Source organism: Muribacter muris, assembly GCF_004569585.1.
Taxonomy (GTDB): Bacteria; Pseudomonadota; Gammaproteobacteria; order Enterobacterales; family Pasteurellaceae; genus Muribacter; species Muribacter muris.
Genome location: NZ_SPPA01000010.1, coordinates 31,925 through 47,731 on the forward strand (window position 1 = coordinate 31,925; position 15,807 = coordinate 47,731).

The following is a 15,807-nucleotide window of genomic DNA, read 5'->3' on the forward strand; positions in this document are numbered from 1 at the left end:
ATCCGAGGGCGTAGCAATACGCCCTTTTCGTCTATAGCCGTGCATCAATTAAACCCAAGGGGGATATATGGCTTTTATTCAAAATACACCGATCTATGTCTGGATTATTTTGGTCTTTTTGCTGTATTACGGTGGTATACAAAGCAAAACGCGGCAAATTCATCTTGCAAGGTTCTTTATTGCCCCAGTGATCTTTCTTGGATTAACCATTCAGATGATGCTCTCTGCTGTTTCTCCTATGCTGGCATACTTTGGATTGATTGCAGGCATCGTGGTAGGGCTGCTGTTAGGCTATGTTTTATGGAAACAAAATCCTCTGCTTATGCAACAAAATGGGAAATGGTATCAAAAAGGCAGCTATATTCCCCTTGGACTCTATCTGTTTATTTTTATTTTCCGTTACATTATTAGTGTTGCACTACATATCGGTACAGGTATTATTCAAACAGATGAGTTTAACCTCTTTATCGGGCTACCAACTGGGTTTGGTTTAGGGGTACTCTTTGCCATTCCTCTTACAAGGACAATAAAATGACATCAATATTAACACTCCGCCCACTTGTGAGTGAGCGTTTAAATAACCAACAGCTCGATAAGTTATTGACGTTATGGCATACCCAAACAAATTTACCTGAAATCTACTACGGCGTATATTCCAATTATCAATCGGACTACAAAGGTGATTATGATTTTGCTATTGCCGTTGAGCAACCCACAGATAACGGCTACCCTGCCATTGAAATTGAAGATCTTATCCTTTATGAGAAATTTATTACCGATCGTGATCACATCGCCCAAACGTGGCAGCATATTTGGTTGAGATGCCAGCAAGGGCTGATTAAGCGGGCTTATACGGTGGATTTCGAGAAATATTATCCGGATGGCAAGGTGGAAATTTATATCGCCATAATGCCTTTTTGTTGATAATAGACAAGCGGTCAGATCAGCTTAATTTTTTACAAACGGAAAATGTATGTCAAAACGAGATTATTACGAAGTCCTTGGTTTATCCAAAGGGGCGAGCGAGCAGGAAATCAAACGGGCGTATAAACGCTTGGCGGCAAAGCATCACCCCGATAAAAACCAAGGTAGCAAAGACGCAGAAGAAAAATTTAAAGAAATCAAAGAAGCCTACGAAGTGCTAGGCGATAGCGAAAAACGGGCAATGTACGACCAATACGGTCATCAAGCCTTTGAACAAGGTGGCTTTGGCGGTGGTGCAGGCGGTTTCGGAGGCTTTAGCGGCTTTGAAGATATTTTCAGCGAAATGTTCGGTGGCGGTTTTGGCGGTGGCGGACGCAGTCGCCAACGGGTTGTGAGGGGAGACGATCTCCAATACACCCTTGAAATCACCCTTGAAGAAGCGGTGAAAGGGGTGAAAAAAGATATTCGCCTGCAAACCCTTGCCGAATGCGATAGCTGCCACGGATCAGGGGCGGAAGCCGGCAGTAAGGTGGAAAGCTGCCCAAGCTGCCACGGTTCGGGCAGAATCCGCCGTCAGCAAGGCTTCTTTATGACCGAGCAAACCTGTCCGACCTGCCACGGTTCAGGTAAAAAAATTGAGAAACCATGTAAATCGTGCCACGGCGACGGACGTGTGCATAAAACTAAAAATCTCTCCGTTACTATTCCGGCAGGGGTGGATACCGGCAATCAGTTACGCTTATCCGGCGAAGGAGCGGCGGGCGAAAACGGCGCACCGGCAGGTGATTTGTATGTGGTTATTCACGTTAAAGAGCACGATATTTTTGAACGGGACGGCGCAAATCTTTACTGCGAGGTGCCGATCAGCTTCACAATGGCAGCGCTGGGCGGTGAAATTGAAGTCCCGACATTAGACGGCAGATTGAAACTGAAAATCCCTGCAGAAACACAAACGGGCAAACTGTTCCGCGTGCGGGGTAAAGGCGTAACCAGCCCACGCAGTCGCTATGCCGGCGACTTAATCTGTAAAGTGGTGGTTGAAACGCCGGTTTCGCTCAATGAAGAGCAGAAAGAATTGTTAAGCCAATTAGAGCAGAGTCTAGAGGGCGGCGCAACTCACCGCCCGAAGCATCAAGGCTTTTTTGACGGTGTAAAAAAGTTCTTCGATAATTTAGGCAAATAGTTGCTTATCCCGCTCCGTAAAAGTTCAGGCTTTGCCTGAACTTTTTTATTTTACAAGCGGTGAGTTTTAGTGTGTTTTTTGAAAAATAATGTTTGAGCATATTAAACGTCCATTTCAATATCGGTCGGCGATGCTAGGGGCTGCTTAAATAAACAGACGCCTATGTGGTGTTAATTTTTACGTAAATTGTGTAACAGAAGCATAAAACTACAAAAATTGAATTAAAATAGATCTTGTGCTGTGTGATTTTTATTCTTTTGAACGCTATAATACTCCGTTTAAACCGCCTATAATGATATTGACTTACTTTACTTTTTTGAAGGAAGTGCTACATTATCTACTTTTATCCTTGGACGTTTTTGTGTGCGAGAGCTTAAACCATCAAGATATGCCACTTTCTTTTGCTGAAAGACTGGCACGGGCGAGAGATCGCATTGATTGTTTAGACCGGTTTCGGCTGCAAAATGCGATTGCAGGCAGCTCTCCCGCTTTTCAGCATATTGTCGATCTGTTACCTGCCTTAATTCATTTTAACCGTCCGGATATGGTGGGTTATGTAGATAACGCCCCCTGCGGTATTCATCTTTTCGATTCGCCCCAAACCTCTTCCCCACCCGTGTTTGACGGGCTTTATGCAATGGGGAGCATTGGTTCTATTACGCAAACGGTGTATTCCGATCTGGATTTATGGCTTTGTCATTCCACTGTATTAAGTGAAAATGCCCGTTTTCTGATTCATCAAAAATTACACTTAATTAAGCAGTGGGCGAACGAGCTGGGGGTGGAACTCAATTTTTATTTGATGAACCCAACTGAATTTAAGGCGAAAAAATACCATAGCGAAGTAACCGAAGAACATAACGGCTCGGCACAGCATTTCTTTTTGCTTGATGAGTTTTACCGCTCGGCAGTGCGGCTTGCCGGAAAGCGTATTTTATGGCTGCATTTGGATAAGGGAAATCAGAAATATAATGACGTTATCCGCCAGTATGCCGAGCAAGGTATGCTGAATTTAGATGAATGGATCGATTTTGGCGATTTTTCGGAATTGTCAATCGGCGAATATTTCGGTGCAAGTTTGTGGCAGTTGTACAAAGGGATTGATAGCCCGTATAAATCGGCAATTAAAATTTTATTGTTGGAAAGCTATGCGGAAACCTACCCGAAAACCGATCTTATCTCCAAACATTTCAAGAAGTTACTACTTTGGGAGCAGTCGGTCAGCTATCATTTTGATCCCTATTTGGCGATGTTGGAACAGGTTACGGCGTATTTGGTAAATCGTAAAGAATGGCTAAGATTGAACCGCTTGCGCAGTTGTTTTTACATTAAAGCGAATGACGGGCAGCACGATCCGCTACGTAAGCAAGCATTACAAATGCTGGTGAAAGAGTGGGGTTGGCGTGATCAGGATGTGCAGTGCTTGAATAACCGTGGCGAGTGGAAAATCAAGCAGGCAATGTTGCAGCAACAGATGTTGGTGGAACAATTATTACAAAGTTATCGGAACTTAATTCATTTTGCCCGCAAATTTCAGATCGATCCAAGCATAATGCCGCAAGATACCGATATTTTAATGCGTAAACTGTACTCGGTATTTGAAGTCGTGCCGGGTAAAATCCCGCTGATTAACGAGAAAATCGCGACTCAACTTGGCGAAGAGCATATTACCTTTGTGGAAGTGAGTGAAGGCGTTTCAACCAAGCCCGGCTGGTATATGATTAACCACGCACCGCTCAGCCTGTATGATGCCCGCCTACGCCACGTGCAATACCATAAAAATATTATTAAATCGGTGGCTTGGGCCTATTTTAACGGGGTGTTGAATGTCGGCACACACTTGCACCTCGCCAGCCGCACTTTGCGATTGGATAAATTACGCCGCTTTATTACCGATTTACGCCTTTCTTTTCCGGCAAAAGCGCCAAAAGTACAGCGGGAGGAAATGTATCACCCAAATGAAATTCGTCATCTAGTGGTAGCGGTCAATTTGGTGAAAGATCCGACCCAATCGTTGCCGAAGCATAAGTTGGAAAACGCCCAGCTCGATCTGTTTAATCTCGGCTCTTCGGAGCAGGGGCTGATAGGCAGTATCAGTATTATCTACCGCAATATGTGGAATGAAATTCTCACCCAGCATTTTGAAGGTAACGATGCGATTTTGAAGGGGCTGAAATTTATTTCCAATAAAATTTACCGTAATTCCGCGCCACCGCAAGCGGTGAATGTATTTTGTTACAGTGATTATTTGTGCAATACGTTGCAGAAATCCGTCAAGGATTTGGTCGAGCGTTGCATTACCGTGCAGATTGGGCTGATTTTTCAAAAAGAGCAAATCCAAACGGTGAGAATTGCTGACAGAAAATGGCAACTTATCTTCAGTAAAAACAAAGGCTTGACGGAAATTGTGCAGGAAAACGGGGCAGATAATAGCCCGATTAGCCGCCAGAAAACCTATGTGGCAAATGCTAACATTCCTAAGGCGATTGCCAATTTTGCCAGCGAGGGTTTTTTACAATTCTTTTTTGAAGACAATACGGACGAGAGCTTTAATGTTTATGTGCTGGATAAAACCAACCAAGCCGAGTGCTACTACTATTGTACGGGGTCGAAAAGCGCCAAAATAGCCAAAATCAGCCGCCTATATGCCGACAGTTTTAGCGATAATACAGACGAGCTTGGCAGTTTTAATTTCCCGCAATTTTATCGGTTAGTGAACCATAATGGAGAGATTTCGATTTTACCGTTCAAACCTAACCAAAAACATTTATATCCTCTCTAACAGAAAACGGACGCGATGCGTCCGTTTTCTGTGGCTTTGCAAATTTAAGTGGTAATCTCACCGCTTGCATTCTCTAAATTACGCAATCGTAAGCTGACCGGCGTAAAGAATAAAGTAACGCAGGCAAAGTACACCGATTAAGCCCGCAGTGGCTAATAATACGATAAACCCTTTGTTGTGCTTGGTTTTCTCACTCACGATTTGACCGGTGATGAGCGGGAATAGCAAACCAATCAGCACCACGCCAATCCAAAAGACGCTGCCCCAAAAGCCTGACAAGGCATTCACAGCGGCGAGGGTTTTCTGCCCGCCACCGAAATATAAGCCGACAAAAAAGGCAAAGAGCAGCAATATTTCACACAATACCGTTGGGGTTTCAAATTTATGTAAAAAGCTCACCTCATCACTGTGGGTAGAGACTTTGCCGATGACTAAAATCGCAATCAGCAGTGCCGCAATGCCCGATGATGTGCCGGAAGCAAGAAATAAGATCGGCAACACAGGGTTATTCAGCATTGGATAGCTGATGAGCGCAGAGAGTAAAAAGCCGGTATAAGCCCCTAATGCAACGGCTAATAGCGCTAACAGCAGCTCAATCAGATTGGTGAACTTTGCCGCTATATCAATTAAGCCAAGCACAAATTTTAGTTTTGGCAGGAAGCGGGCGATCAGCGTGGCAATCAGATCTTTGAAAATAATCGCAAGCCATAGGAATAGCACCGCCATAAAGACTTGGAACAGCATTACCCCCATCGACATTACCGAGCCAAATTGGTAATTGAACATCAAAAACCAAAATGTCCACGGGCGTGCAAGGTGGAAAATCAGCAAGGTTAAGCCGATGATGATTGCCCCCGGCGCCATAATGGCAGTACTGCGGATAATCCAACTTTCACTCGGCTTAGCTAATTGACGGCTGCGTTTATACAGCACTGCCAACAATGTCGAACCGGCGGAAATACCAAGTAAAAACAGGTAAATGGCGATCGTAGAATCCCAGACGAGATTGGGCGTTTGGAATGGCACATAGTCGTTCATCGTCTAGGCTCTCCGTGTTCAAATGGGACGTGATAGAGGTTCGGCTGCGTACCCAGTTCCACTTTGGTACGGTAAACCGGTTTCTCTTTAATCAATTTTGCAATTTCACTGTTCGGATCGTTTAAATCGCCGAAAGTGAGCGCTTTGGTCGGGCAGCTTTCCACACAGGCAGGCTGTTTACCGGCGGCGAGGTTGGTATCACGGCAGAAGTTGCATTTGTCCGCCGTTTTCTTTTCGGGGTGAATAAAACGTACCCGATAAGGGCAAACGGCGATGCAGTATTGACAACCTACGCATAAGTCCGGATTAACATCAACAATGCCGGTGCTTTTATCAATAAAAGACGCCCCCGTCGGGCAAACGCTCACACAAGGCGCATTACTGCAATGCTGGCAAGATTGGCGGAAAAACTCATATTTTACATTCGGAAATTCACTGTAAGGTTCGCTGCGGATAATTTCTAAACGTGAAACGCCTTCCGGCACTTTATTGGTGTCTCGACACGCATCCATACAGGCGGTACAGCCGATACAGGCCTGCTCGTCGTGGAGCATTGCATATCGAATCGGTTTTGCTTCGTTCTCATTGGCGAGAGAAAGTCGGCTGGCGGCAAGCCCTGTGCCTGCCACAACCGCTAACGCTCCCGCCCCAGATACGAAATCTCGGCGGGAACAACTCATTTGGTATCCTTAGCGTCCGTTTTTTTGAACGCACCTTTATGCACTTCGGTATGGCAATCCACACATAATTTAATCCGCTGTTTCGGCTCAATGCCTTTCATTGCCTCTTTTTCAGGGTGAATCGTGTGGCAGTTGGTACAGGAAATTTTGGCGGCGTGGGTATCGTGCGCCCAAAATGTTTCCCGCAGTTTTTCAGGGCTATGGCAAGCGAAGCAGACTTGATTCTGCTCGGCAACGGAACGCTCCAACGCCGGATTTTTGGCTTTGCCGTGTGCATTAAACCGCATCACATCTTTCACGCCTTTGCGGTGATTTTCCGAAATATTGCCGTGGCAGCTCACACAATTTAACGGCTGACCGTTATTCGGGCTAACCGTCTCTTTTTGGAAGTGTTTGCCTTTATGCTCAAACTTGGAGAGATGACCGTGGCAATCCACACAATATTTATTCGGATCACGGCGGGCATCTTTGGCTAAGGTTTCACTGTCAATATGGGCATACGGATCTGCCCAAATCGGCTTGGGCTGAACAGGCATTTCTGCCTGTACAGTTGTGGATATTGCAAAGAATCCGCCCAAAGCGACCGCTTGTAACAGCGCTATCCGTCTTATTTTGGAGAAAAAATGTTTCATAATGACCTCGACTTACAGATTATTTTTCATCTGCCGGTAATAAGCCTTTCTCTCTTGCGTGTTTTTCCCATTCAGGGACGATAGTCCGCAAAAACTCTTCTTTGGCTTTTTTCTCTTTGTCGAAGTCAATCCCCATCACTTTTTGCGCTTTTTCTTTCGTTGAAATATCCGGGAATTGAATTGGGGCTTGTACGCCGTGTTTGGTTAAGATAGCCGCTAATCTTGCACGGGCATCTGCGGCACGATCTAAACCGGTGCCGATAACGTGTAGAATCACATCAGGGGCGTGCATATGACCACCGTGTCCTGCCGCCGAGTAGTCCCAACGCCATTGTGCGTGGCGGATAGCTTGTAGCACCTCTTTCATTTCCTCTTCGGTTGCACCGGCATCCCAAGCGGCTTTGGCTTCAAAGTGTGCTTTCACGATTTGATCTTCTAAACGTACCATTACGTCTTTGATTTTTTTCTTGTGATCTTTCACACGGGCTTGCAAGGTTTCTTTGCTTTGCTCGTGGCAGGTTTTACAAGTATGTTCAAAGTTATCGAACGGATTACCGATTTTGTGATCCGTATAGACTTTGCCGTCTTTGGTTTCCACTTTCGGCATATGGCAGTCCACACAAGTTACCCCGTTTTTGCCGTGAGTACCTAGCGACCAAGTTTCAAAATCCGGGTGCTGTGCTTTCAGCATTGGTGCTTTGGAGAGCGAGTGAACCCAGTCGGTGAATTGAATTTCATCGTAGTATTTTTCGATGCTATCCACATCAACGCCTTTATCCCACGGGAAAGTTACTGCATTTTTGTTTTTCGCAAAATAGTATTCAACGTGGCAGTTGGCACAAATGGCGGCACGTTTGCCGTGTTTGTCCAACGTATCGAATTTCCAACCGATCGCTTCTAAGGCACGTTGAACGTGCGGACGGGCAACACGCAATGCAGCTTTGCCGTCTTTAAACTCTTGTGAGGTGGTATCGTGGCAGTCGGCACAACCGATAGAATTGGCAATTTCCGAGCCGTATTTCGCCCACTTAGCATCAAAGTAGCCGACTTCGCCCTTTTCTGCGATTAAACGGGCGACATCAGGGCCTTTACAAGTCCAGCACGCCATCGGCTGAGGGCCGCTGTTTTCATCTGTCGGCGCACCGGTACGCAAAATTTCACGCACATCGGTAACCGCATAAAAATGCCCACGAGGTTTATTGTAATCTTTGGAGAAAGAATAGCCGCCCCAAAGTACGACTAAACGTGGATCTTCCTCTAAGGCTGAAATCACCTCGGTCGATTCAGACGTGGCTTTCCAAGAGTTGTATTGCAAAGGGTATTTTTCCGCAAAGGTATGGTTTGCAGATTCAATTTTTAAATCCGGCTTCGGCCCTTCAAACTCTTTTGCTTCGCCGGCAAAAGAAGATTGCGCAAAGCCGAATAACGCCATTAAGCCAATCGCTAGGCTGCTTTGAATTGTTTTGCTGACCCGTTTCACGAGTGCCTCCCACAAGATATCAAAATAAATGAGAATGTTTCTTATTTAAAAACAACAAGATACAGAGTATGACAACAGTGAGAGTAATCAAAAACCTTATGCTTTACTAGGAAATTGTGGAAGTTGTTTGAACTAAATCAAATTTTTCAAGAGAGAAAATGGTATTGATAAAATAGGTAAAAGGTTTGTAAAAATTTAGGGCAAATTGCCCTAAATTCAATAGAAGAAAGTTATCTAATCGATCCCCAGGGAAGCCCAAATTTGATCGATTTTATTGACGACTTCCGCCGATTTTTGGATCGGCGTTCCCCATTCCCGTTGCGTTTCGCCCGCCCACTTATTTGTGGCGTCAATCCCCATTTTTGAGCCAAGCCCCGCTATCGGCGAGGCAAAATCCAAATAATCGATCGGCGTGTGTTCAATCATTGTCGTATCACGGGCGGGATCGCAGCGAGTGGTGATTGCCCAGATCACATCTTTCCAATCCCGTGCATTCACATCGTCATCGCACACAATCACAAACTTGGTGTACATAAACTGACGCAGAAACGACCACACCCCCATCATCACCCGCTTGGCGTGTCCGGCGTATTGCTTCTTAATGGTTACGACTGCTAAGCGATAGGAGCAGCCCTCCGGTGGTAAGTAGAAATCCACAATTTCGGGAAATTGCTTTTGTAAAATCGGGATAAACACTTCATTTAATGCCTCACCCAACACCGCCGGTTCATCGGGCGGTCTCCCCGTATAAGTGGAGTGGTAAATCGGATCTTTGCGCATTGTAATGTGAGTAACAGTAAACACAGGGAAATATTCCTGCTCGTTATAGTAGCCTGTATGATCGCCGTAAGGGCCTTCCAACGCCGTTTCGTTCGGGTCGATGTAGCCTTCCAGCACAATTTCGGCACTGGCGGGAATGTCCAACTCATTGCTGATTGATTTTGCCACCTCTGTTTTATGTCCGCGCAGTAAACCGGCAAAGGCATATTCGGAAAGGCTGTCGGGTATAGGCGTTACTGCGGCTAAGATCGTCGCGGGATCTGCGCCCAATGCCACAGACACCGGAAAAGGTTTGTCCGGATTGGCTGCCTTCCACTCTTGAAAATCTAATGCTCCGCCACGATGGGAGAGCCAACGCATAATCAGCTTATTTTTAGCGATGAGCTGCTGGCGGTAAATGCCGAGATTGAGCCGCTTTTTGTGCGGCCCTTGCGTGATGGTCAGCCCCCAAGTAACTAAGGGAGCAACATCGCCCGGCCAACAGTGCATAATCGGTAGCCGATAAAGATCGACCTCATCGCCGCTTAACACGACCTGCTGGCAATCCGGCTTACTCACCGTTTTGGTCGGCATATTGAGCACCTGTTTCCATTGGGGGAGCTGACCGAACAAGGCTTTGATCCCCTTTGGCGGTTCAGGTTCTTTCAGAAAGGCTAATAATTTGCCCAGTTCCCGCAACGCCGACACATCGGGCTGCCCCATTCCCATCGCCACCCGTTTCGGTGTGCCGAATAAGTTACACAACACAGGTACACTATGTCCTTTCGGCTTTTCAAAAAGCAGTGCCGGCCCGCCTTTGCGTAAGATGCGGTCGGCAATTTCAGTCATCTCTAAATAGGGATCGATCTCTTGGCTGATCCGTTTTAGCTCGCCTTGCTGTTCAAGCAGGGCTAAAAAATCCCGTAAATTTTTGTATTTCATCTGATGTTGTCCTATCACTCGTTTGGTGCAGTATAGCAAAAATTTGACGGGATCTGACCGCTTGCAAGCGGTCGGTTGAGGGGAAAATCTTGCAAATTAAATAACAATAAAAAAATTATGGATTTATTTTGCAATTCTGCTACTATGCTCGCCCACGACAGAATAGGAGACAAATAATGTTTAAAAAAACCGCACTTAGCCTTGCCTTATTATTAGCGGGAACAGTCGCCCAAGCCAACGTGCTAACCAGCATCAAGCCCCTCGGTTTTATTGCCAATGCGATCACAGACGGCGTAACAGACACCACCGTGTTATTGCCGGTAACGGCTTCGCCTCACGATTACAGCTTGAAACCGTCCGATATGGCGGCGTTACAGTCTGCGCAACTGGTAGTGTGGATTGGGGACGAAATGGAAGGCTTTTTGGCGAAAAGCGTAGCAAAATTACCGCAAGAGAAGGTTTTTACGTTGGAAAAAATCGCTGAAATTGAAAAATTAGTGGTATCTTCCGACCACGACCACGACCACGACCACGACCACGACCACGAAACGCACGCACATTCGCATCACGATCATCACCACGATCACGATAAAGATTGGCACGTTTGGCTTTCACCGCAAATCAGCCAACAGATTGCCGAACAAATTGCCGATCGATTAAGTCAAAAAATGCCGGAACAGGCGGCAAAAATTGCCCAAAATTTAGCACAATTTAAGCAAGCCCTCACGGAAAAACACCAACAGATTGAGGCTCAACTTTCGCCGCTTAAAGCTAAGGGATATTACACTTTTCACGATGCTTACGGCTATTTTGAGCGTGCTTACGGCTTAAATTCGCTCGGTGCGTTTACAATCAACCCGACAGTCGCCCCCGGTGCGAAAACGCTCACCAAAATTAAGCAACATATTGCGAAAAACCAAGCGAAGTGCCTGTTTGCCGAACCGCAATTTACCCCGAAAGTGATCGCCAGTTTAGCCCAATACACTGACGCAAAAATCGGGCAGCTTGACCCCCTCGGCGCACAGATTACATTAAGCAAAACCGCGTATACTGAATTTTTGCAATCGCTTGCCGACCAATTTAGTCAGTGCTTAGCACAATAATCTTCTTTTACCTTTCGTTTTTTCTCAATAAAAAGGCGTATCATCGGATACGCCTTTTTTGCCCTTTTACGTTGAGAACCGACAAAAAGCAGCATTATTGGGTTTAACTGTATTTTTTGCCGGCTTGTCTGTATAATCGACCTTTATTTTTGCTTAAAAAGCCGATCATCATTCAATGCAGTTAATTCGAGGTATTCACCATTTCACCCGCCACGCCGAGTTAGCCAACGGTTGTGTACTGACCATCGGTAACTTTGACGGGGTGCATTTAGGGCATCAGCAGATTTTGCAACGTCTATTACAAAAAGCGGCTGAACTTGGCTTGCCTTCGGTGGTGATGATTTTTGAACCTCAGCCACGGGAATTTTTCGCACAACAGTACCAACCTCATACCGCCCCCGCCCGCCTAATGCGGCTACGGGATAAATGGCATTATTTAGCACAGGCAGGGGTGGATTATGTGCTATGTGTGCGTTTTGATGCCCGTTTTGCTGCACAATCTGCCGATGGCTTTATTCGGCAATTTTTAGTGGAGACGCTAAAGGTGCGCTATTTAAGCGTGGGGGACGATTTTCAGTTCGGTGCAAACCGACAGGGTAATTTTACGACCTTATTGAATGCAGGCAAGCAGTTTGGATTTGAGGTGGAAAACAGCCACAGCCATTGTTTTGAACAGACACGCATCAGCAGCTCTCGTATTCGGGAGGCTTTGCAAGCGGACGATTTAACGCTGGCTGCGCAACTGCTCGGTAAACCTTATACCATTCGGGGACGGGTGGCACACGGCAATAAATTGGGGCGAACTATCGGTTTTCCGACCGCTAATCTTTTTCTGCACCGTTTGGTAACGCCAATCCAAGGGGTGTATGCGGTGGAAGTAGAGACCGCACAAGGTGTATTTCAAGGGATTGCCAATGTCGGCAACCGCCCGACCATTAACGGTACAAAGCCTCTGTTGGAAGTGCATATTTTCCGTTTTGCTGGCAATCTTTACGGGCAAACCATTGCGGTGCGTTTTTTGAAGAAAGTGAGAGCAGAAATTAAATTTGCCGATTTTGAAGCGTTAAAGCATCAAATTGAGCAAGATGTAAAAACGGTTGAGACATTTTTTGCCGATCAAGCGGTCCAATATCCGATATTTTTTGCAAATAATCCGCCTTGTCCGACCGCTTGCGGCGTTTGAGTCATTTCTATTTATTGGGACATCATAATATGACAGACTACAAAAACACTCTGAATTTGCCTGAAACAGGCTTTCCTATGCGTGGGGATCTCGCCAAGCGTGAACCCGATATGTTGAAAAATTGGTACGAAAAGCAGCTCTACCAAAAAATTCGTGCGGCTTCAAAGGGCAAGAAAACCTTTATTCTGCACGACGGCCCACCCTATGCAAACGGAAATATTCACTTAGGGCACGCAGTGAATAAAATTTTGAAAGATATTATTATGAAGTCCAAAACCGCCCTTGGCTTTGATACCCCTTATGTACCTGGTTGGGATTGCCACGGCTTGCCGATTGAGCTGAAAGTAGAAGGGTTGGTGGGGAAACCGAATCAAAACATTTCCGCTGCCGAGTTCCGCCAAGCCTGCCGTGATTATGCGAAAGAGCAGGTAGAGGGGCAGAAAGCCGATTTTATCCGAATGGGGATTTTGGGCGATTGGGATAACCCTTATCTCACAATGAATTTCAATACCGAAGCCAATATTATCCGTACCCTCGGCAAAGTGATTGCCAACGGGCATCTCTATAAAGGCTCAAAACCGGTGCATTGGTGTTTGGATTGCGGTTCTTCTTTGGCGGAAGCGGAAGTGGAATACGAAGATAAAGTCTCGCCGTCTATTTATGTGCGTTTTCCGGCGGTAGCAAGCGGTGAGATCGAGGCGAAATTTGACAGTGAAGGTAAAGGCCACGGGCAGATTTCGGCGGTGATTTGGACGACAACTCCGTGGACATTGCCGTCTAACCGTGCAATTTCCCTCAATGCCGCATTAGATTATCAGTTAGTGCAATTTGGCGATGAACGCTTTATTTTAGCGGCGGCACTGGTCGAAGACGTGGCGAAGGCGGTCGGCGTTGAACAAGTAACCGTTTTAGGTGAAGCGAAAGGGCAGGATCTGGAATTGTTACGCTTTAATCACCCGTTCTATGCGTTTAGCGTACCGTTTATTTTGGGCGATCACGTTACCACCGACGGCGGTACAGGCTTGGTTCACACTGCACCGGATCACGGTCAGGACGACTTTATTGTCTCTCAAAAATACCAATTGGAAATGGCAGGGCTAATTGCAAATGACGGCTTATTTAAAGCGGACGTGCCGTTTTTTGGCGGCAAGGGCGTGTTTGAGTCCAACGATTTAGTCATCGAAAAATTAAAAGAAACCGGTACCTTGCTGAAATTAACCCGTATCAAACACAGCTACCCACACTGCTGGCGACACAAGACCCCGATTATTTTCCGTGCCACACCGCAATGGTTTATCGGAATGGAAACCCAAGGCTTACGCCGTCAAGCCCTAGGCGAAATTAAAGGCGTACGTTGGATTCCGAGCTGGGGCGAAGCCCGTATTGATACAATGGTGGCGAACCGCCCGGATTGGTGTATCTCCCGCCAACGTACTTGGGGCGTGCCAATGGCGATGTTCGTCCACAAAGAGACGGAAGAACTTCACCCACGCACGTTAGAATTACTGGAAGAGGTGGCAAAACGGGTCGAGCAACACGGTATTCAAGCGTGGTGGGATCTTGATCCTGCCGAGTTATTAGGCGCAGAAGCGGAGCTTTACCGTAAAGTACCGGATACCTTAGATGTGTGGTTCGATTCCGGATCGACCTATGCCTCGGTGGTTGAACAACGCCCTGAATTTAACGGCAAATCGGCGGATATGTATTTGGAAGGCTCGGATCAGCACCGTGGTTGGTTTATGTCTTCGTTAATGCTTTCCACCGCCACCAGCGGCAAAGCGCCATACCGACAAGTATTAACCCACGGCTTCACGGTGGACGAAAAAGGACGCAAGATGTCCAAATCCCTTGGTAATGTCATCGTACCAAGCGAAGTATGGAACAAAAACGGAGCGGATATTTTACGGTTATGGGTGGCATCAACGGATTACACCGGCGAAATTTCCGTGTCGCACAACATTTTAAATCGTGCGGCGGATTCTTATCGCCGGATTCGTAACACGGCACGTTTCCTACTGGCAAACTTAAACGGCTTTGATCCGAAACGGGATTTAGTCGAACCGGAAGCGATGATCAGCCTTGATCGCTGGGCGGTAAGCTGTGCATTAGAGGCGCAAAACGACATCAAAGAGGCGTACGATAACTACCAATTCCACGCCGTCGTGCAGCGTTTAATGCGCTTCTGCTCCATTGAAATGGGGTCGTTCTATTTAGACATCATCAAAGATCGCCAATATACCACCAAAGCGGACAGCCTTGCCCGCCGTAGCTGCCAAACGGCATTGTGGCACATCAGCGAAGCGCTAGTCCGTTGGATTGCGCCTATCTTATCGTTCACCGCCGATGAAATTTGGGGTTATTTACCGCAAGTGGATAATCGGGCGGAATTTGTGTTTACCGAGGAGTTTTATCAAGGCTTGTTCGGCTTAGGTGAAAATGAAACCTTGGACGACAGCTACTGGCAAAAACTGTTGAAAGTGCGGGCGGAAGTCAATCGTGTGTTAGAGCAAGCCCGTAATGATAAGTTGATTGGTGCGGCGCTGGAAGCGAAAGTTACCGTATATGCCGATGAGGATATTCGTCCGCTTTTAGCACAATTAGGCAATGAACTGCGCTTTGTGTTAATTACCTCGCAAGCGGAAGTGAAACCATTGGCGGATGCCGATGTCGCAGAAGGTGAGCTTGCCGGTTTAGCGGTGAAAGTCGAGCGGGCGGCGGGCGAGAAATGCCCACGTTGCTGGCACTATTCCGACAAAATCGGCGTAAATCCGCAACACCCGACACTCTGCCCACGTTGTGTTGAAAATGTGGCAGGCAGCGGCGAAGTGCGTCAATTCGCATAACGCCGATTGCAATTATCGGTCGCAAGCGGTGGGTTATGGCAAGAAAAACGGTATTACGTAGCAAATACACAAAAGTAGAAATTTTAACAGAATGTAGGGACACACTGCGTGTGTCCTTTATAAAAATCAAATTATTTCAATAGGTTAAAATCTGGACACACGCAGTGTGTCCCTACAAGCGGACAAAAAATGACTTTGTGCAACTGCTATATAATATTGAAGAAAAAGGCAAAATCCGACCGCTTGCAATGAGTTTTA

At 46.4% G+C, this 15,807-nt stretch carries 12 protein-coding genes; 7 read left to right on the forward strand and 5 right to left on the reverse strand.

All coding sequences use genetic code 11. The features are described from left to right. Positions 1-67 precede the first annotated feature (67 nt). From E4T80_RS05700 to E4T80_RS05715, 4 genes are all read left to right on the forward strand, one after another. The gene (locus tag E4T80_RS05700; protein ID WP_135055923.1) at positions 68-535 is read left to right on the forward strand and encodes a DUF6622 family protein; all 468 of its coding nucleotides are present in this window, start codon (positions 68-70) and stop codon (positions 533-535) included. Then, complete coding sequence (locus E4T80_RS05705; RefSeq protein ID WP_135055926.1) at positions 532-924, forward strand: GyrI-like domain-containing protein; 393 nt, start codon at positions 532-534, stop codon at positions 922-924. Before E4T80_RS05700 ends, E4T80_RS05705 begins: the two co-directional genes overlap by 4 nt. A 49-nt stretch (positions 925-973) precedes the next feature. After that, positions 974-2,107, forward strand: coding sequence for a molecular chaperone DnaJ (gene dnaJ, locus E4T80_RS05710; RefSeq protein WP_135055929.1), 1,134 nt, complete (start codon positions 974-976; stop codon positions 2,105-2,107). Between the two features lie 388 nt (positions 2,108-2,495). Beyond that, a complete protein-coding gene (locus E4T80_RS05715) occupies positions 2,496-4,889 on the forward strand; it encodes a class I adenylate cyclase (RefSeq protein ID WP_194186348.1) in 2,394 nt (797 codons plus the stop codon). A 78-nt stretch (positions 4,890-4,967) separates the two neighbouring features. Here E4T80_RS05715 and nrfD read toward each other — a convergent pair whose 3' ends face one another. From nrfD to ubiD, 5 genes are all read right to left on the reverse strand, one after another. Then, positions 4,968-5,927 (reverse strand): cytochrome c nitrite reductase subunit NrfD, encoded by a 960-nt coding sequence (gene nrfD / locus E4T80_RS05720; RefSeq protein WP_135055935.1) that lies wholly within the window; start codon positions 5,925-5,927, stop codon positions 4,968-4,970. After that, positions 5,924-6,607 carry a cytochrome c nitrite reductase Fe-S protein gene (gene nrfC, locus E4T80_RS05725; RefSeq protein WP_135055938.1) on the reverse strand — a complete coding sequence of 228 codons (684 nt, stop codon included), beginning with the start codon at positions 6,605-6,607 and terminating at the stop codon, positions 5,924-5,926. The genes nrfD and nrfC overlap by 4 nt, the downstream gene beginning before the upstream one ends. Continuing rightward, complete coding sequence (nrfB, locus tag E4T80_RS05730; RefSeq protein WP_135055941.1) at positions 6,604-7,239, reverse strand: cytochrome c nitrite reductase pentaheme subunit; 636 nt, start codon at positions 7,237-7,239, stop codon at positions 6,604-6,606. Before nrfB ends, nrfC begins: the two co-directional genes overlap by 4 nt. A gap of 19 nt (positions 7,240-7,258) precedes the next feature. Beyond that, a complete protein-coding gene (nrfA, locus tag E4T80_RS05735) occupies positions 7,259-8,719 on the reverse strand; it encodes an ammonia-forming nitrite reductase cytochrome c552 subunit (RefSeq protein WP_135055944.1) in 1,461 nt (486 codons plus the stop codon). A gap of 234 nt (positions 8,720-8,953) precedes the next feature. After that, positions 8,954-10,420, reverse strand: a complete 1,467-nt coding sequence (gene ubiD, locus E4T80_RS05740) for a 4-hydroxy-3-polyprenylbenzoate decarboxylase (protein ID WP_135055947.1) — start codon at positions 10,418-10,420, stop codon at positions 8,954-8,956. Between the two features lie 176 nt (positions 10,421-10,596). Here ubiD and znuA point away from each other — a divergent pair, with 176 nt between their 5' ends. The 3 genes from znuA (at position 10,597) to ileS (ending at position 15,549) form a co-directional block, all read left to right on the forward strand. Beyond that, complete coding sequence (gene znuA, locus E4T80_RS05745) at positions 10,597-11,523, forward strand: zinc ABC transporter substrate-binding protein ZnuA (RefSeq protein WP_135055950.1); 927 nt, start codon at positions 10,597-10,599, stop codon at positions 11,521-11,523. Between the two features lie 175 nt (positions 11,524-11,698). Continuing rightward, positions 11,699-12,706 (forward strand): bifunctional riboflavin kinase/FAD synthetase, encoded by a 1,008-nt coding sequence (gene ribF, locus E4T80_RS05750; RefSeq protein ID WP_135055953.1) that lies wholly within the window; start codon positions 11,699-11,701, stop codon positions 12,704-12,706. Between the two features lie 29 nt (positions 12,707-12,735). Further along, the gene (gene ileS / locus E4T80_RS05755) at positions 12,736-15,549 is read left to right on the forward strand and encodes an isoleucine--tRNA ligase (RefSeq protein WP_135055956.1); all 2,814 of its coding nucleotides are present in this window, start codon (positions 12,736-12,738) and stop codon (positions 15,547-15,549) included. Positions 15,550-15,807: the final 258 nt, after the last annotated feature.